The 16,237-nt window shown below is 45.2% G+C and carries 13 protein-coding genes; 8 read left to right on the top strand and 5 right to left on the bottom strand.

The window, feature by feature from the left end:
- The first annotated feature begins 192 nt into the window (after positions 1–192).
- Together H6F77_RS26980 and pgsA are read left to right on the top strand one after the other, a co-directional pair.
- The gene (locus tag H6F77_RS26980; protein ID WP_242022661.1) at positions 193–846 is read left to right on the top strand and encodes a sugar transferase; all 654 of its coding nucleotides are present in this window, start codon (positions 193–195) and stop codon (positions 844–846) included.
- Positions 847–896: 50 nt separating this feature from the next.
- On the top strand, positions 897–1,436 hold the full coding sequence (gene pgsA, locus H6F77_RS26975; protein WP_190491999.1) for a CDP-diacylglycerol--glycerol-3-phosphate 3-phosphatidyltransferase: 540 nt from the start codon (positions 897–899) through the stop codon (positions 1,434–1,436).
- Positions 1,437–1,470: 34 nt separating this feature from the next.
- Here the strand turns inward: pgsA and H6F77_RS26970 are convergent, their stop codons facing one another.
- Positions 1,471–2,412 carry an NAD-dependent epimerase/dehydratase family protein gene (locus H6F77_RS26970; protein WP_190491998.1) on the bottom strand — a complete coding sequence of 314 codons (942 nt, stop codon included), beginning with the start codon at positions 2,410–2,412 and terminating at the stop codon, positions 1,471–1,473.
- Between the two features lie 92 nt (positions 2,413–2,504).
- Positions 2,505–3,182 carry a 5'/3'-nucleotidase SurE gene (gene surE, locus H6F77_RS26965; RefSeq protein WP_190491997.1) on the bottom strand — a complete coding sequence of 226 codons (678 nt, stop codon included), beginning with the start codon at positions 3,180–3,182 and terminating at the stop codon, positions 2,505–2,507.
- 121 nt (positions 3,183–3,303) lie between these two features.
- Here surE and H6F77_RS28630 point away from each other — a divergent pair, with 121 nt between their 5' ends.
- Positions 3,304–3,429 carry a hypothetical protein gene (locus tag H6F77_RS28630; protein ID WP_255515890.1) on the top strand — a complete coding sequence of 42 codons (126 nt, stop codon included), beginning with the start codon at positions 3,304–3,306 and terminating at the stop codon, positions 3,427–3,429.
- Positions 3,430–4,122: 693 nt separating this feature from the next.
- On the opposite strand, the gene H6F77_RS26960 is transcribed toward H6F77_RS28630, so the two are convergent.
- The 3 genes from H6F77_RS26960 to H6F77_RS26950 all read right to left on the bottom strand — a co-directional run bounded on the left by H6F77_RS26960 (position 4,123) and on the right by H6F77_RS26950 (position 7,025).
- Positions 4,123–4,320: a hypothetical protein gene (locus H6F77_RS26960; protein WP_190491996.1), complete on the bottom strand. Its 198-nt coding sequence runs from the start codon at positions 4,318–4,320 to the stop codon at positions 4,123–4,125.
- A 240-nt stretch (positions 4,321–4,560) separates the two neighbouring features.
- Complete coding sequence (locus H6F77_RS26955) at positions 4,561–5,778, bottom strand: glycosyltransferase family 4 protein (protein WP_190491995.1); 1,218 nt, start codon at positions 5,776–5,778, stop codon at positions 4,561–4,563.
- Positions 5,775–7,025: a glycosyltransferase family 4 protein gene (locus H6F77_RS26950; RefSeq protein ID WP_190491994.1), complete on the bottom strand. Its 1,251-nt coding sequence runs from the start codon at positions 7,023–7,025 to the stop codon at positions 5,775–5,777. Before H6F77_RS26950 ends, H6F77_RS26955 begins: the two co-directional genes overlap by 4 nt.
- A gap of 1,551 nt (positions 7,026–8,576) precedes the next feature.
- Here H6F77_RS26950 and H6F77_RS26945 point away from each other — a divergent pair.
- From H6F77_RS26945 to H6F77_RS26925, 5 genes are all read left to right on the top strand, one after another.
- Positions 8,577–10,787, top strand: a complete 2,211-nt coding sequence (locus tag H6F77_RS26945; protein WP_190491993.1) for a GumC family protein — start codon at positions 8,577–8,579, stop codon at positions 10,785–10,787.
- 22 nt (positions 10,788–10,809) lie between these two features.
- On the top strand, positions 10,810–11,868 hold the full coding sequence (locus tag H6F77_RS26940; RefSeq protein ID WP_190491992.1) for a polysaccharide biosynthesis/export family protein: 1,059 nt from the start codon (positions 10,810–10,812) through the stop codon (positions 11,866–11,868).
- Between the two features lie 321 nt (positions 11,869–12,189).
- The gene (locus H6F77_RS26935) at positions 12,190–13,590 is read left to right on the top strand and encodes an oligosaccharide flippase family protein (protein ID WP_190491991.1); all 1,401 of its coding nucleotides are present in this window, start codon (positions 12,190–12,192) and stop codon (positions 13,588–13,590) included.
- A gap of 124 nt (positions 13,591–13,714) precedes the next feature.
- Positions 13,715–15,007 carry an O-antigen ligase family protein gene (locus tag H6F77_RS28785; RefSeq protein ID WP_190491990.1) on the top strand — a complete coding sequence of 431 codons (1,293 nt, stop codon included), beginning with the start codon at positions 13,715–13,717 and terminating at the stop codon, positions 15,005–15,007.
- 108 nt (positions 15,008–15,115) lie between these two features.
- Complete coding sequence (locus tag H6F77_RS26925) at positions 15,116–16,210, top strand: glycosyltransferase (RefSeq protein ID WP_190491989.1); 1,095 nt, start codon at positions 15,116–15,118, stop codon at positions 16,208–16,210.
- Positions 16,211–16,237: the final 27 nt, after the last annotated feature.

Raw genomic sequence — 16,237 nt, 5'->3', positions numbered from 1 at the left:
AGCTCGAAGAAAAATTATAAAAGCTTTACAAAAGGGTAGAGTATTTAAAAGATTAAGTAAACCTACGGACTTTTCATAGTCAGACCCCCGTGAAACTACTTATATTAGCGGAAAGACTAACTCTCCTGTAGAAACCGACTGCAAGCCGTGATTACCACTACGCAATTGCCCGTCTCCCTTTCGGTAGATTCGCTGGTTCTCGATTGTCCCACCGAGGTGCATATTTTCGAGCAGCGGGTACATCCCTCTGCCCAGAGCAAAGCCAAACGGCTAATTGACATCTTGGGAGCAATAGTGGGTCTGATGGTACTTGCAATAATCGCAATTCCCATCGCGATCGCGATGCAACTCGATAATCCAGGCCCAATCTTTTACAGCCAGATTCGCTGCGGTCTTCACGGACGCCAGTTTCGCATCTGGAAATTCCGCTCTATGGTCGTAGGCGCAGAGCATCTCAAGCATCTGGTCGATAACCAAGCCAAAGGGCATATCTTTAAAAACGAAAATGACCCCCGCATCACGCGCGTTGGCAAGTTCCTGCGTCGCACTAGCTTAGACGAATTCCCCCAATTCTGGAACGTGTTGATTGGGGATATGAGTCTGGTGGGAACTCGTCCCCCGACTGTTGATGAAGTGAGGCAGTATGAAACCCACCATTGGGAACGGTTGAATGTGAAGCCTGGAATGACTGGCCAGTGGCAAGCTCACGGACGCTCAACTGTCAAGGACTTTGAAGACATTGTACGGATGGACGTGGACTACCAAATCAAGTGGTCTGTTATATACGACATCAGCTTAATTCTGAAAACCGTGCAGGTTGTTTTCAATAAGAGTGGCGCTTGCTAATCAATTTTGGATTGTAGATTTTAGATTGGTACTAAATCTAAAATCGTTGTATGAATTTACCAAACTGGATCACCTTCTCGCGTTTGCTGGCGTTGCCGTTTTTGCTAGTTGGCCTTTACTACCCCACAGAGTCGGCACGTTGGGCGTGTTTAACAATATTTTTGGTAGCCGCCGGAACAGATTGGTTGGATGGCTACCTAGCTCGAAAACTTAACCAGATTACAGATTTGGGCAAGTTTCTTGACCCACTGGTTGATAAGTTGCTGGTATTAGCTCCCCTGTTGGCGCTTATTGAAATAGGTAAAGTGCCTGCATGGGGAGTTTTCCTAATTTTGGGACGGGAGTTGGCGATCGCTGGTTGGCGCGTTAACCAATCGACAATTTCCGGAGCTAATATCTGGGGTAAGGTTAAAACTGTTAGTCAGATTGTGGCGATCGCGCTCCTCATTGCTCCCCTTCCTGACTCTTGGCAAATCCCCTCTCTGGTCGCATTCTGGATTTCCGTTGCCCTCACTTTGATGTCTGGCGTTATTTACTTGTTGCCTACAAGTAATAAAGATATGAATTTAACTGCCGATGCAGGCAAATAAACGCAGATATTTAACAATCTGCGTTCATCTGAAGTTAATGATTTGCAGCACTAAGAATTTCGTCGTCTACAGACAAATCGACTTCAGCTTTATCGCGACCAGAAGCGAGATAATCATTTTGGAACGAGTCTTTTAAACCAGAGATTAGGTCATATTCTGGACGCCAATTTAGTTCGGTAATCGCTTTATTAACTGAGGCGAAGAAGTGTTGGGTTCTGAGGGGAAAAGCTTTGCGCTTGCCGAAGTCGAACTTTTTGGCGTCGTAATGGACAATCTTTAGAGATTCCGGCGCTTTTCCGAGTGCTTCAGCGCAGGCGCGGGCTAAACCATCGAAAGTTACATAGCGATCGCCTGACACATTATAAATCTGTCCGATTGCTTGAGATTTACCCAATACGGCAGCCATTGCATTCGCTAAGTCTTTACAATGTCCTAATTGAGTGATGTGTAATCCATTACCAGGAATGGGAATGGGGCGATCGCGCACTATGCGGTCAAAAAACCAGCCTTCTAGCTCGTTATAATTCTGGGGGCCATAAATATAAGTAGGGCGAATAGAAGTAAAAGGCATTCCTTGTTTTTCAAGGAAAGATTCGGTTTCATATTTACCTAAATGGCGGCTTTTTGGATCTACAGCATCGCCTTCTACATGAGGCATTTGGTCGGATTTTAGATAAACACCAGCAGAACTCATATATATGAAGTGCTGTACTCTATCTTTAAAAATTTCTACTAAAGGTTGGGTGTCACTTAATTCGCGACCGTTGTTATCAAAGATAGCGTCAAAGTCTTCTGGGGATAATTTTGCTTTTAATTGGGCGGCGTCAGTGCGATCGCCGTGAATTTGTTTTACCCCTTCAACTGGTGCTGGTTTATTGCCGCGATTGAATAGTACAACTTCATGGCCTTGTTCTACCAGAATTTTAGTTAGATAAACCCCGATAAAACGAGTCCCGCCCATGATTAAAATTCGCATTTTGTTGCCTCCCGATTGTTTATAGTTCTCAACGCCATTTAGCAATTGTACAGGAGGGGGCGATCGCTGTTTCTCTAAGGCCAGTTGAGTTTTTAGAGGTGTAGTTGGGTGACGGCAATTTTACCTGAGAAGCAGACATCAACATCAGAACCAGGAGTGCGATCGCGTTTTTGATAGTCTCCCGCGTAGTAATAGTTATCACCTTCAATGCGGTAATTTACCGGAAGCGGTTGCGTACAGGGTTGGCAAAATACCACATCGGGATCGGGATCTCCTGGTAGTAAGTGCGGCAAATTTACGTTCCAGTAGGTTCCCGGTTTATAAGGGCGGTTGAGCAAATCATCCAGGACACCAGCAGTCCACCGCGCCGCCACATCCCAATCAACATTTAGTTTCCCCTTGCGATAGTGGGAAACGGCGATTCCGCAAATCCCGTGCATTGCAGCTTCGCGCACGGCGGCGACGGTTCCTGAGATGTAAGCGTCAACTCCCAAATTGCCCCCAGCGTTGATACCAGAGAGGACGGCTTTTACATCTGGACAGAGATGGGTTAGCGCGAGGCGGGTGCAATCTGCGGGAGTACCGCCAACAGCGAATTCTGTGTCTGAACGGCGGTGGATGTGAATCGGAAGAGTAGTGGTGACTTGATGACCGCAGCCTGAGAGATGATCTTTGGGGGCGACTATTATGCCTTTGCCGTTGACTGCTTTATGCAGTGCTAAGATGCCTGGAGCGCCTATTCCGTCGTCGTTGGTTAAAATCAAGGTCATAAATTGTCCTGGGTTTGCTGGTATGGACGCAACTGACAATACCGATTTTCCAGCAGATCTGCAAATCGAGAAGCTACTCCAGTTAAGTGATAAGCAGTTAAAACGATAGTAGTGGAATTATTTGAAATCGATAGCAGCGATCGCGCAGATTACGTTAAATGCGATTAGCCCTAACAAGCAGGGATTTACTAAGCAAGCTACAGGATGCGATCGCTTCTATTCAAAAGCTGTGCGGGTATTACAATAGCGCGATCGCACTGTCATAAATAACTTACTTGTAAGTAATCCGATCGCGCTTTCTCCTAAACTTGTTGTGAGGCATCTTTGCAGGGCAAATAACCAGCGATCGCTCTGTGTAAATGCTTATTTTCGGCTAGAGCCGCTAAAGCTAAAAGTTGTCCGTATTCAATACCAATAAATCGTTTTGCTTCTTAGGGATGCGATCGCAATACGTTGGATACGGCTAGTCATAATATGGTAATATAAAATAACTGCGATAATAAAAGCAGTTATTTTATGTTAAATACAGGTTTAAAGATTATTCCCTAGGAAGGGCGCGATAAGGTTGCTGAGTTTGAGCTGCCATCCAACTTTGAGAGGATAACATATGCATCGCCAAACTAACGACAACTACTTACAGAGTAATTTTTTATAATCTTGTGTAAAACTCTGCAATTTCAGTCGCAACTACTGTAATTCCCAATAGGGCTTTCTTTTGAATTGCCCTTTTTTAGTGCTGTTGCTTGTGTCAATACCGTTGAGGCAAGTGATTCGGCTACCACCAAGACTATCGAAACTCCCAAGACCACGAACCCAGAAAGGGTGAAAATTAACATTAAGAATATAGAAGTTAGGTTCTTTATGGCTGCTTTCATATGGAGATCCCTGACTTAAAGTAGCTTTACGCTTACAGGATCCCCAAGATAGCCTGTTTTTTTCATCAGTCGGAAGTAATATACTCCGCCTTAGCACATTCTTGTGAGCTTACCTTTTTTAGTGCAGTTACTTGTGTCAATACCGCCCCGACCACTGATTCGGCTACCATCAAGGCTATCGAAACTACCAAAACCACGAAGCCAGAAAAGGTGAAAATCAACATTAAGGATATAGAAGCTAGTTGCTTTATGGCTGCTTTCATGGGGAGATACCTGACTTAAAGTAGCTTTACCTTTACAGGATGTCCGAGGGCATATAGTTATGTCATCCGTAAATGCTCTAAATTTATACCTTTTACGGAGTGCGTATCCCGTATTCTGCTGTACGAGGTACGTAGAAAAGGCTACAAATTAGGACAGAATCAATTATGCCTTACTGACTACTACAAGCAGGTATCTTCCTATATACTCAAAACGCGCCATGGTTTCTTCAGAACTTGCCATCACTTGGGCAGGGCTGGCACCTTAGCTGCATCTAACGTTAAGCCTTGAGTGTTTTGTATGAAATCTTGAACGATTGGCTCTTGTGTGTTAGCCGAGGTGCAGAGTGTCGCGTACAGTTTCAAAGTTTTGGTAGTAATCTCGTCCCAATTATAATAAGCGTGAACATACTCTTGTGCATTCCCAGCCATTACCGCCAATTCCTTCGGATGATGGATTGCCCAATCGAGACTGCGGACACAGGAGTCTACATCTCCAACTCGAAAGAGCATCCCTCGTTCCTTAGTTATCAGTTGCTTATGTACAGGAATGTCGCTCGCTAGCACTGGGATACCCTCCTGCATAGCTTCGAGGAGCGCCAGAGGCAATCCTTCCAACTCAGAAGGAAGTACAAATAATCCCGCTCCTCGGATGATTTCTGCCAGACGCGCTCCTCGGAGTTCGCCAGTGAATACTATGTCTTTATTGTTTGCCGCCATGTCGGTTAGCTGCGAAGTGAACTGAGCAGTATCGCTGTTGCCACCGACAAGGGCGAGTTTCCATCCCTGGGGCTGGAGTTTTTGGAAAGCTTTAATGAGTAGATCCGGACACTTTTCGGGCACCAATCTGCCGAGGAATACTATGTAGCGCCCTTGGTTCAAGCCTAGCGACGTGCCCGTCGAAAATTTGGGCTCTGACTCACCCAGGCTAGACGGGGCGTTAGGAATGTAGAGCGTCTCTCTGCCATAGGTTTGCTTAAAGTAGGAGCGCAGATCCTCTGAAACGACTATTATTTCATCAGCAAAGCGTACTGCCGCGCGTTCACCTAGACGTATTAGGTAGCTAGAAGCTTTGCTCCATTTGGCACGTTGCCAGTCTAGGCCATGACAGGTAACAACAATTTTTGCCTTGGTGGTAATTCTTGGTAGCCAGCTAAACAGAGCCGGACCAATAGCATGAAAATGAATTATGTCATAACGTGTGCCACTCGATGCGATCGCTCCGAGTGCGGAACTCAGCAGAGCATCCATCCCCTTTAGATTCAAGCAAGGCAGAGAGACAACGCGAACGCCCTTAACGTCATAATGATGGAGTGCAATAGAGTCTGTATACGAGGAACGAGCAAACAAATCCACAGAATGGCCCTGTTCAACTATACGGGAGTAAATTTCTTCACAGTGGTGTTCGATACCGCCTTGTTTTGCGGGCAACCCCTTCGCACCAATTACAGCAATTTTCATGGTGATACACCTGTAAAAGTTTTAGAACCAATTTGGCTAATAGATAAAGAGTTCCGCTGCTGCCAGCGGTCTAGCATATCGTTGTAAATAGCACCCACTACAGTGCGGGCACTAAAAGGTTCGGCTGCCTTAACGCATGCCTCGATTGGATAATCGCTGGGATTCAGCAGTACCTTTTGCAGGGCATCTGCAACTGCAACTGGCGTGCGCTCCTGACAGACCACCCCACTCTCAGCAGACAGTAAGTTTGGCGTTTCACCGCATCGGGTCGTTACTACTGGTGTACCGCAGGCCAGTGCTTCAAGAACGACTAAAGGGAGACCCTCATAGGCGCTGGTTAGTACGAAGACACTGCAAACGCGCTGCAACTGTGCCAGTTCCGCCTGGGCTACCGGCCCAAGCATCGTTACCTGTTCGGACAGGCCAAGGCGGCCAATCTCAGAACGTATCTCATCCCTTAAATCTCCATCTCCCGCTATTATGAGGTGAACTTTTGGATCGTTTAGAGCGGCGATGGAGCGGAGCAGCAGGATGGGGTCTTTCTGTAAATGCAGACGACCCGCAAATAGAACAAAACGTGTATCCTCTGCCAAACCCATCTGTTGTGCAAGGATGCGCCTACCCTCCTCGCGTTTGTCTAAAGTTAAGGGGTAGCAAATTTCGTTGTCTACTGTGTTTCTGACGTAGGAAACGCGCTCCGCAAGCGCTGGGTAACGCTGTTTGTAAAGCTGAGCCGATTCGGTGTTGCACGAGAAGATTTGGTCAAACTGGCTAACTAGCAAGCGTTCGACAGCATAATACGCTGCTGGGAAACGCCGCCACAGGATCGCATTTTTATTGCCAGCGGCGTTCATCTGCTTGTGAATATCATTGTGAATAAAAAGAGTCTTCTCTCCAGGCCAGTTCATGGTTGCCAGAGCTGGTTCAAGCCTGTGAAAGTGCATGAAGTCAGAGGCGAGGGAACGACCCAACAGGGAAGCAGTATATTTAAGTGTGGTGGGTACCAGCCTTCTAACATTATCGTTTTCTAACACGAATAGAGGCATAAAGCGAATGGCTCGACCCGCAAATTCAGCTTCTTGCCATGCACCTATAGGCATCTGCGGATCGTTTCCTGTCCCTACCAATCGCAACTCAAACTCATCCGGAGCATATTTGACAAAGGTGCGGATGACTGTTTGAATTCCCCCAATGCTACTGCGCCAAGGGTTAAACTGGTAGAAGATAGTCAAAACAGGCTTACGCATAAAAAATGTGTAATTTTATTTAGCAAAGAGCATTTCGGTCAAGCTAAGAGGTGGATACCGCCGAACTTATGCAGCTTAATGAGGGAAAAATTGGCCTTTGTAAAGTCCTCACCCTGAATCGTTATCTTCAAATCATATTTGTATAATTAGCAATAATACGGAATATTTTTGGTAAACCTATAAAAATTTGATGAAGCTTAGATGCATTTTTTTGAATTTTTAGTGAAGCATAGCGGAAACCTGAGTAATTCTATTTATATTTAAGTGAACTAGACCACCAGCTCCTTAGCTTGGATCTGAGTTTGCTGGGTAGATGTGGTCGATGCGATGGCCCGATCCCTGTTATGCTGCATCGCTATTGAGGGTGCGCTCGTACCAGCCCAAGCATCGTTGTTGGCTTTATTGCTCACTTAGCATACTATATTAAGCAGCAACCAAGACTTATGGCGGGTAGACGATTACGACTATCTGTGAATTAGAGGGGTAACATATTTTTAAGCCTTCGCCTATTTCCAAACCCTGCCTCCCACGTCCGTGCCATCGGCAAGACTGTCCATCTAAGACCATGTTCATGCTAACGGTATTGGGGAACAATACTGAGGGTTAAGTGTCAATCAGCGCTATATAACCTGATTAGCGCCAATTTTTTCCCTTTGCTCTGATTAAAGAGCAGGTTTTTTCTTAAATCCTTTACTTCCCTTGGGAAGTCTGTCCCGGAAGTAGACAAACGGCTGTTTATTTTTAATCCCACATCTGTGGCGATCGCGGTAAAGTGTTATGTGAAATCTCGGAAATTATTCCTAGATGCAACCCCTGGCAATATTCAAAACTTATGACTTCTGGGAAAAGTATCTAATAAATACAATTGATACTACAATACAAGCATTCTAGTTCCACGACTCGCCCAAGCGCGTGCTGTTGAGCAAACTATCAACTTGCTTTAGCTTTGTAAATTTTCCGTTCGTTTGTATTAGGCTAGTAGCTTGCAGCTAGAGGAAATTAGCTATACTAACAACCGCCACCATAAGCCGGATGATACATCTAGAGCAACAGATTCCTGATATTCGCTATTAGGGCGACGCAAACAAGCAGGATGCAAGTGACTCGATTGTGTGGTGTATACTTTGTTTCTTACACAGTCCGAGGTGTCACCGCATTGCCGCCCATAAAATGAGCAACTACACTCTATAGGCAGAGTAAGCCCATCGCACAGGCTCCATTAATAAAGTCTGATTGAATAAGAATGTACCATTAAAAGTAAAAGCTGTAAAATAGCGCCAAAGGCCAAATACACAAAACCCTAAGACCACAAGCTAGCTATCAGACTGTTTCGACGGGAGTTAGAAAGCTCAACGGGAGTTAGAAAGCTTTAAGGCTTCGTAAAAAAAACACGGAAGGCGCAAAACTGATGTTTTTAGATAGCTTATCCGCAAACTCAAAGCTAAGACGGGAAATTCAAAGAGTTCGATGCTCATTGCTTGAATTTCTCTAAAATTCCTTATCCCGCCAACCCAGCGCTGGTATAGCGAAAATTCCCTTTTGGAGACTTATATGGAACCTAAAGAAAACACGGAAGATATAGATTTTAAAAAATACTGGCTTATTCTAAAACGGCGCTGGCTACCCGCATCAAGTATTTTTTTGCTTACTGTTATACTTGCAACTGCCGTCGCGTTTGTGAAAAAACCCACCTATGAAGCACAAGGAAGGCTTCTGTTTAAAAAGAAAAATGTAACTTCTTCCCTGACGCAAGCTGGAGAAAAAATAGGTGAGCTGGATACCCTAAATATGATGAATACTCCTCTGGATACAGAGGCAGAAGTAGTCCGTTCTATCCCGCTCATCCAAAAGACCATAGCTGCACTAAAACTAAAAGACAAAAAAACTGATACCCTTTTACCGCCTGAGGCTTTCTTAAACCAGCTGACTCTGAAACCTCTTAAAGGAACAGATGTTTTGCAGATTTCCTATAAAAGCAAGGATCCTAATGAAGCGGCGGCGGTAGTCAACCAGCTAATGAGTCTCTATATCGAGAACAATATACTCGCCAACCGAGCTGAGGCTGCGGCGGCGAGGGAATTTATTAGCAAGGAGCTACCTCAAATCCAGGACAGGGTGCGTAAAGCAGAAGCAGCTTTACGCAGTTTTAAAGAACAGAATAACGTTGTAGCACTAGAAGAGGAAGCAAAATCGGCTGTAAGTGCTATTGCACAGCTAGACAGCACAATGGCTCAAACTCAGGCGAAGCTTGAGGATGCAATTGCTCGGGGCAAGGAACTCCAGAACAAGATAGGTCTAAATTCGCAGCAAGCCATAGCCCTTAATTCCCTCAGCCAGTCTCCTGCGGTTCAACAGGCGCTTAAAGAATTTCAACAAGTAGAAGACCAGTTGGCTGTCCAGCGAACCCGCTACCAGGAAGAACACCCCGTAGTTGTTAACCTGAAACGTAAAGAAACAGCTTTAAAGGCGCTACTACAGGAGCGGGTAGATCAAGTTCTTGGCACTAAGCAGCAAGTTCCTGACAACAATTTGCAGATTGGGGAGCTGCAACAAAAACTGACGGGAGATCTTGTCGGTGCGGAGGTTGAACGCTTAGGTTTGGCTAATCAAGTAGCTTATCTATATCGCACCCAGTCCGCCTACAAAAAACGGGCTAATATCCTACCCAGATTGCAACAGGGTCAGCGGGATCTAGATCGTCAAGTGGAAGCAGCGCAATCTACTTACCAAATTCTTTTAAAAAATCTCCAAGAAGTACAAATTGCAGAAAATCAAAATGTGGGCAACGCCCGCGTGATTGCATCTGCTCTGGTTCCAGGAAAACCTGTTGGACCTGGAAAGAATTTAATAATAGGCGGGGGAGTTGCGGCTGGCGCACTGCTTTATATAGTGGCTGCTTTCCTTGTAGACCTTAGAGACCCATCCATCAAAACTGCCAAAGATCTAAGGCAGCTATTTAACTATACTGTGTTAGGAATGATCCCTTCGTTGAGGAAAAAAGTCACCCCTCGCCGGAGAAAATTACAGTCATTTGTTCCGCAACTGCCTGTTCGAGACACTCCTCATGCCGTTATCAGTGAAGCATACCGGATGCTTCAGGCTAACCTAAAATTTCTCAGCCCAGATCGAGAATTGAAAGTTATTGTGGTGACAAGTTCTGTTCCTAAAGAGGGCAAGTCTACAGTTTCGGCTAATTTGGCTATAGCTATGTCTCAATTGGGACGCCGGGTATTGTTAGTAGATGGAGATCTACACCAGCCGTTGCAACACCATATATGGGACTTAACCAATGCAGTTGGATTGAGCGATGTTATCGTTAATCAAGCTGAGTTCAAGATGGCTGTGAGAGAAGTTATGGATAACCTAGATGTTCTTCCATCTGGGGTAATACCTCCCAATCCCCTTGCTCTTCTAGACTCCCAGCGGATGGCATCATTAATTGATGATTTTTCTAAGAGCTATGATTTTGTAATTGTAGATACGCCCCCTCTTGTACTTGTGGCTGATGCTCTTAGTGTAGGGAAGATAACTGATGGTATTTTATTGGTAGCCAGACCAGGCGTGGTTGATACAGTTAGCGCAGCTGCTTCTAAAGCATTTTTGAAGCAATCAGGTCAGAAGGTTTTGGGTATAGTAGTCAATGGTGTAATTGTTGAAAACGAACCTGATAGTTACTTCCACCATGCAAAGGCATACTACCAGGGTTCTGCAACTGCGAAAGTGGCTAGATCTAAAAGTGAAAAATTTTCTAACCGTTCTTAAACGAGCTTGGGTGCAGAATTGTATGCTGAAGCGACGTAGTATTTGGAAAAATCATCTATCAGCTACTATGGTGCTGATGGTTGGCTCGATGATGCTCCAGCCCCCTACTTTTGCAAGAAAACCGCCTGCTTCAGTTAATAAGGTTACGGCTCCTAACTATTACATAGGTCCGGGTGACCAAATCCAGATCGCAGTGTTCGGATATGAAGAGTATACCGGGCAGCAGCTAGTTTTATCGGATGGAACAATCACTTTGCCACTTATTGGCACGGTCATAGCAGCAAATCGCACGCCGGGTCAGCTGACTAAAGAACTGACACTACGTCTGCGGCGCTATCTAGTAGACCCTGTTGTTAACATCAGCCTTGTTAACCTCCGACCAATAATTATTAATGTAGGAGGTGAAGTGCAACGGCCTGGAACTATTCAGTTACGCAGCGTTACCAATTTTGCTAGCAATTTTACCAATCCTACCGCTACTAATGCTGGGGTTAACTCTCTTCAAGCACCTACTGTGAGTTCGGCGTTATTGGAAGCGGGAGGAGTAAGCCGGAATGCAGACATTCGTAGAGTTGTTCTTAAACGTTATAGTCCTACGGGGAATTCTCCTACTATCACTATTAATCTATGGAACGCTATCTTTTCTGAAAATGCACCACGCGACCTAATCTTGCAAGATGGGGACTCGATTTTTGTTCCTAAGGTACGACCGGGTGATGCTCTTGACCGCCGACTGGTAGCACGGTCTACATTTGCGCCCAGAACTGTGCGAGTCCGGGTAGTTGGAGAAGTTAAAAAGCCGGGAGAGGTGGATGTACCGCCGAATAGTTCTCTTTCAAGTGCGGTAGCGATCGCTGGCGGGCCTACAGATAAAGCTAAACTTAGCCAAGTGATATTTGTCCGTTTGAATGATGATGGCCGTATTAACGAGCAAACCATAAATCTCAGCAATTTGAATGATAACTACCAAATACAGCAAGGAGATGTGCTTATAGTGCCTAAAAGTAAGACATCTACAGCCTTGGATTTCATGGGCAATTTGGGGGGACCTTTGGGTGTTTTGCTCAATATCTTCAGATGATAAAGTATCAAAGGGAATTTATAGATTTTTTGTAAGTCTTAAAGCGCTAAGGATGCCTTGCAATGATGTATAAAATAAAGATTGCTTTAATGTGGTTTTACAGCTTTTTAGAAAAAGATTTCTTTAAAATATGCTGGCTCGGCTCTACCTCCTAAAAGAATTCAGGAGTATATTTACCCGTTGGCTGTACTCCTCTGCCCCTAAAGACCTCCACAGCTAGCTCGCTGAATATTTTCTTAACCAAAAAGCCATTTTTCTAGAAGTCTCAGTTATAGAGCAGGAAGGTTTTATCCCTAATATTTGCTACTTCGAGGAACAAGCATGAGCCTGAAAACACAAGTCATGCGTGGCGGTGTCTACCTAGTACTGCGTCAGGGACTGGGAGTATTCATCAGTCTGGCAGGAGTGATGCTAGTTACCAAGGTCATCGGACCAGAGAAATACGGACTATATGCTGCCACCATCAGTATATTTTTGTATGTTCAGATGCTCAGCCAGTTGGGAATTGAGGTTTATTTGGTGCGGCGGGAAGGGGAAGAGGAACTAGGAGTATATCACCAAGCTTTCACCCTGCTGCTGCTGCAAGCAGCAGCAGGAATGCTTTTAGCTTTTTTGGCGCTTCCCTTAATAGAAAGCTGGGTGCGTCTGGAAGGGTTTCGCCCAGTGGCGCAAGTCTTGTTTCTGGGGCTTCCCGTCGTTCTGTTAAGTCAAGTACCGATGGCTCAGCTTGAGCGGAACCTGGACTATAAGCGGGTAGCTTTAATTGAACTTCTCGGGCAATTATTTTACTACGTGATTGCTTTCCCAATGGCTTTTCAGGGAGCCGGAGTCTGGGCGCTGGTGGCTGGATGGTGGTTACAACAACTCCAGTCTCTAGCACTACTCTATTGGAGTACGAAGTATCGTCCCCGTTTTGCTTGGGATTGGGTTTTAGTTAAGCATATGCTGGGATACAGTCTAGGATTTTCTACCTCAGTCTGGGTGTGGCAACTGCGTACCCTGATCAACCCCCTGCTAGTAGGTAGGTACGCTGGTGCCGAGGCAGTGGGATATGTAGCCTTAGCCATCCGCATCATCGACATTCTCAGTTTCGTAAAAACCGCAACCTGGCGGATTTCGATTGCCACCTTGGGACGCTTGCAGGGAGATCGAGAGCGGTTACAAAGGGCTGTCACTGAGGGCATGGGTCTTCAAATATTAGCTGTAGGGCCCCTGCTAGTAGTAGTCAGCTGGGCTTTGCCTGTGCTTATTCCTTTGGTATTTGGCGATCGCTGGCTTCCTGTAGTGGCGGTCTATCCTTATATCGCCTTGAGCAATCTGATCAACTCCATGTTTAATATGCACTCCTCAACCCTCTACGTTTTGCGGCGAAACTGGGAAGTTACAGCTTTTCACGTCGTGTATATGGCTCTTTTTGTAGGAGCAGCATTAGTGCTGTTACCCCGTTTGGAATTAGTGGGGTACGGCTGGGCTGAGATGGCCACTCTGGCGAGTTATATTGTCATCCACTTCTATCTAGTGCGGGACATTGGCAGTCCTGACTATCGGCTGGCTGGCTTGTGGTGTGCCACCTGTGGAATAGCTTTGTTTGCTTACCAGTTAGGATGGTGGGTAGTTTTGGGCTTAGTAGTGGTGGCATTTTTGCCCAGTACTCGGCTGAAGCTGAGAGATTATATTAAAAGTATCAAAGGAGTAAAGCAGGAAAAATCATCCGAAGCTTAACGCCATCATCAACAAAAACTTCATAATACTAGAAACTTGTCAAGAGTCCTTTTTCACCCCTCATCCCACTGAAAAGACATAGACTTGAGATTAATTCTAGATACTTTTACCAACCACTAAAGTCGTGAATCCACTCCTAAATTTTGCTGAAAAGAGATTTTCGGTTCTTGCGTTGCTAGTGTTTTCAGGATTATTAAACTTTGCTAGCTTAAATAATGCATCGGAGGGAACAGGCGGTTACGGTGTTTATATTCCTTCCGTGTTTGACCGGATAGTATCGCTGTTACAGTTAGGAGTCTATGCAGGTACAATTTTTCTAATTATTGCTCGGTTCAAAACTGTTGTTCGTCCAGCTTTGAGAGACTTTTTCTTATGGGGTTTAGTCGCAACGATCCTAATCTCATTTTTTTGGTCGGATTTCCCGTCTATTTCTAGAAAAGCTGGCACCAATGTGCTACAAACAACCTTGTTTGGACTGTATTTGGCTTCGCGCTATACCTTGAAAGAGCAAGTACGCATAATAGCGTGGGCGCTGGGTATAGGAGCAGTAATTACCTTAATGTACACCCTAGCTTTCCGGGGAGGCGGAATAGAAAGTGGAACTCATGCAGGAGCTTGGCGGGGACCTTTGTTACACAAAAACCTCTTGGCTCGCTTCATGCTACTACCGGCATTGTCTACTTTACTTGTGGCTCTGAACGTTCGCACAAATCGTTACTTGGTATGGGCTGTCTGTGGTATTAGCGTTGGCGTGATTGTACTTACAACTTCAAAAACTGCTTTAATTATTTTCCTAACTTTAATAGTTCTCTTGCCTTTCTATAGGGCTTTAAGGTGGAGCGACAACTTGGCTATTCCCTTCTTCATTACATTGATATTAATAGGTGGAAGTATAGCTACATGGGGCGTGGCAAGTTGGGATAATTTGTTATTCAGTTTAGGGAAAGATCCTACCCTCAGCGGTCGTACAGACATTTGGGATGCTGTGATAGAGAAAATTTGGGAGCGCCCTTGGTTAGGCTATGGTTATCAGGGATTTTGGCTAGAGGGAGGGGAGGCAGAATTTGTTTGGCGTGCAATTCGCTATAAGGTATACCACGCTCACAATGGCTTTATAAACTTGACGGTTGATCTCGGCTTTGTAGGGCTGTTTTTCTTTACGCTTAGTATTCTTTTCACCTACTTTAGAGCCATAAAATGGGTGAGGTCTACTAAAGAAACAGAAGATTTATGGCCCATAGCCTACGTGACGTTTTTACTAATGTATAACTATACCGAAAGCACAATTGTAGAACCGCACTCTCTGTTTTGGATATTATATGTATCAGCAACTTTATCATTGAAGCACCTCCCAATGTCGAATGCTAGGCCATTTGAGGAAGAGGTAAGAAACGAAGGATTAGTTGAATCAACCTAGTAAAGTTAGCAATGAATTTACCAATTTTTTTTCAATCAACCCCTATCCTAATTCCCCCCAGATAGGGGGAACGGGGGAATAGCAGTATCTTCAACCTCAAATAAAAAAATGTCTAGTCTAACAATTTTCCTCACGTCCCTATCTGGCGGTGGCGCTGAGAAAGTTCTGGTTAATTTGGCGCGTGGTTTTGTCGAGCAAGGCTTAAGCGTAGACTTAGTTTTAGTTACGGTGGAAGGACCTTACCTGTCTCTAGTACCGCCAGAGGTGAGAATTGTGGACTTGAAAGGTAAGCGGTTGTTATCAAGTCTCCCCGCCTTAGTACGCTATCTGAAAGAAAATAAACCTACAGCTTTGCTTTCGGCTTTGGAAGATACGAATATAGTAGCTTTGTGGGGTCGAAAGCTGGCTGGTGTATCTACAAGAGTGGTAGTGAGCGTACATAACACTCTGTCGCAGGAGTCGCAAAACTCTAAGCAGATCAAAAGGCGAATTTCACCTTACTTGGTACGCTCGTTTTACCCTTGGGCTGATGCAGTTGTTACCGTGTCTCAAGGGGCGGCTGATGATTTGGTGCATCTGGGATTACCAAAAGAGCAAATCAAAGTTATTTACAACCCAGTTGTTACCCCGGATCTGTTCAAAAAAGCCACTGAACTTGTCGAACATCCTTGGTTTGAGCCGGGACAGCCTCCAGTGATTTTGGGAGTGGGACGCCTAGAAAAGCAAAAAGACTTTCCTACTTTAATTCGCGCCTTTGCTCAAGTGCAGCAACAGCGTCCGGCGCGACTGATGATTTTAGGGGAAGGGACGGAGCGATCCCAGCTTGAGGCCTTGGTGCAGGAATTGGGTATAGCATCGAATGTGGCTTTACCTGGGTTTGTGGCAAATCCCTATGCTTATATGGCATCTTCAGCAGTATTCGTCCTATCTTCTTTATATGAAGGATTGCCTACTGTACTAATTGAGGCGATCGCTGCGGGAACCAAGGTAGTTTCTTGCGACTGCCCTAGCGGACCCGCAGAAATTTTAGCAAACGGGCAGTACGGTAAGCTAGTGCCTGTAGGCAATGCCAAGGCTTTAGCAGAAGCGATCGCTAGTACCTTAGATGAGCCTGTTGACTTGGAAGCACAGCGGCTCAGAGCTGATGAGTTCTCCTTGGAAAAGTCTGTAGCACAGTATCGGCAAGTATTGCGTGTGGATTAATACTAATCGTGTTCTTCCGAAGCTTAC

It is taken from the genome of Microcoleus sp. FACHB-831 (genome assembly GCF_014695585.1).
In the GTDB taxonomy this organism is placed as follows: Bacteria; Cyanobacteriota; Cyanobacteriia; order Cyanobacteriales; family FACHB-T130; genus FACHB-831.
Note: the sequence above shows the minus strand (reverse complement) of the source record. Positions and strands in the feature narration are given on the sequence as shown.

Coding starts and splice junctions, on each gene's coding strand:
- pgsA (WP_190491999.1), top strand. CDS start 897: ATGAATTTACCAAACTGGATCACCTTCTCGCGTTTGCTGGCGTTGCCG.
- H6F77_RS26935 (WP_190491991.1), top strand. CDS start 12,190: ATGAGCCTGAAAACACAAGTCATGCGTGGCGGTGTCTACCTAGTACTG.
- H6F77_RS26950 (WP_190491994.1), bottom strand. CDS start 7,025: ATGCGTAAGCCTGTTTTGACTATCTTCTACCAGTTTAACCCTTGGCGC.
- H6F77_RS26945 (WP_190491993.1), top strand. CDS start 8,577: ATGGAACCTAAAGAAAACACGGAAGATATAGATTTTAAAAAATACTGG.
- H6F77_RS26940 (WP_190491992.1), top strand. CDS start 10,810: ATGCTGAAGCGACGTAGTATTTGGAAAAATCATCTATCAGCTACTATG.
- H6F77_RS26955 (WP_190491995.1), bottom strand. CDS start 5,778: ATGAAAATTGCTGTAATTGGTGCGAAGGGGTTGCCCGCAAAACAAGGC.
- surE (WP_190491997.1), bottom strand. CDS start 3,182: ATGACCTTGATTTTAACCAACGACGACGGAATAGGCGCTCCAGGCATC.
- H6F77_RS26960 (WP_190491996.1), bottom strand. CDS start 4,320: ATGAAAGCAGCCATAAAGCAACTAGCTTCTATATCCTTAATGTTGATT.
- H6F77_RS26970 (WP_190491998.1), bottom strand. CDS start 2,412: ATGCGAATTTTAATCATGGGCGGGACTCGTTTTATCGGGGTTTATCTA.
- H6F77_RS26925 (WP_190491989.1), top strand. CDS start 15,116: ATGTCTAGTCTAACAATTTTCCTCACGTCCCTATCTGGCGGTGGCGCT.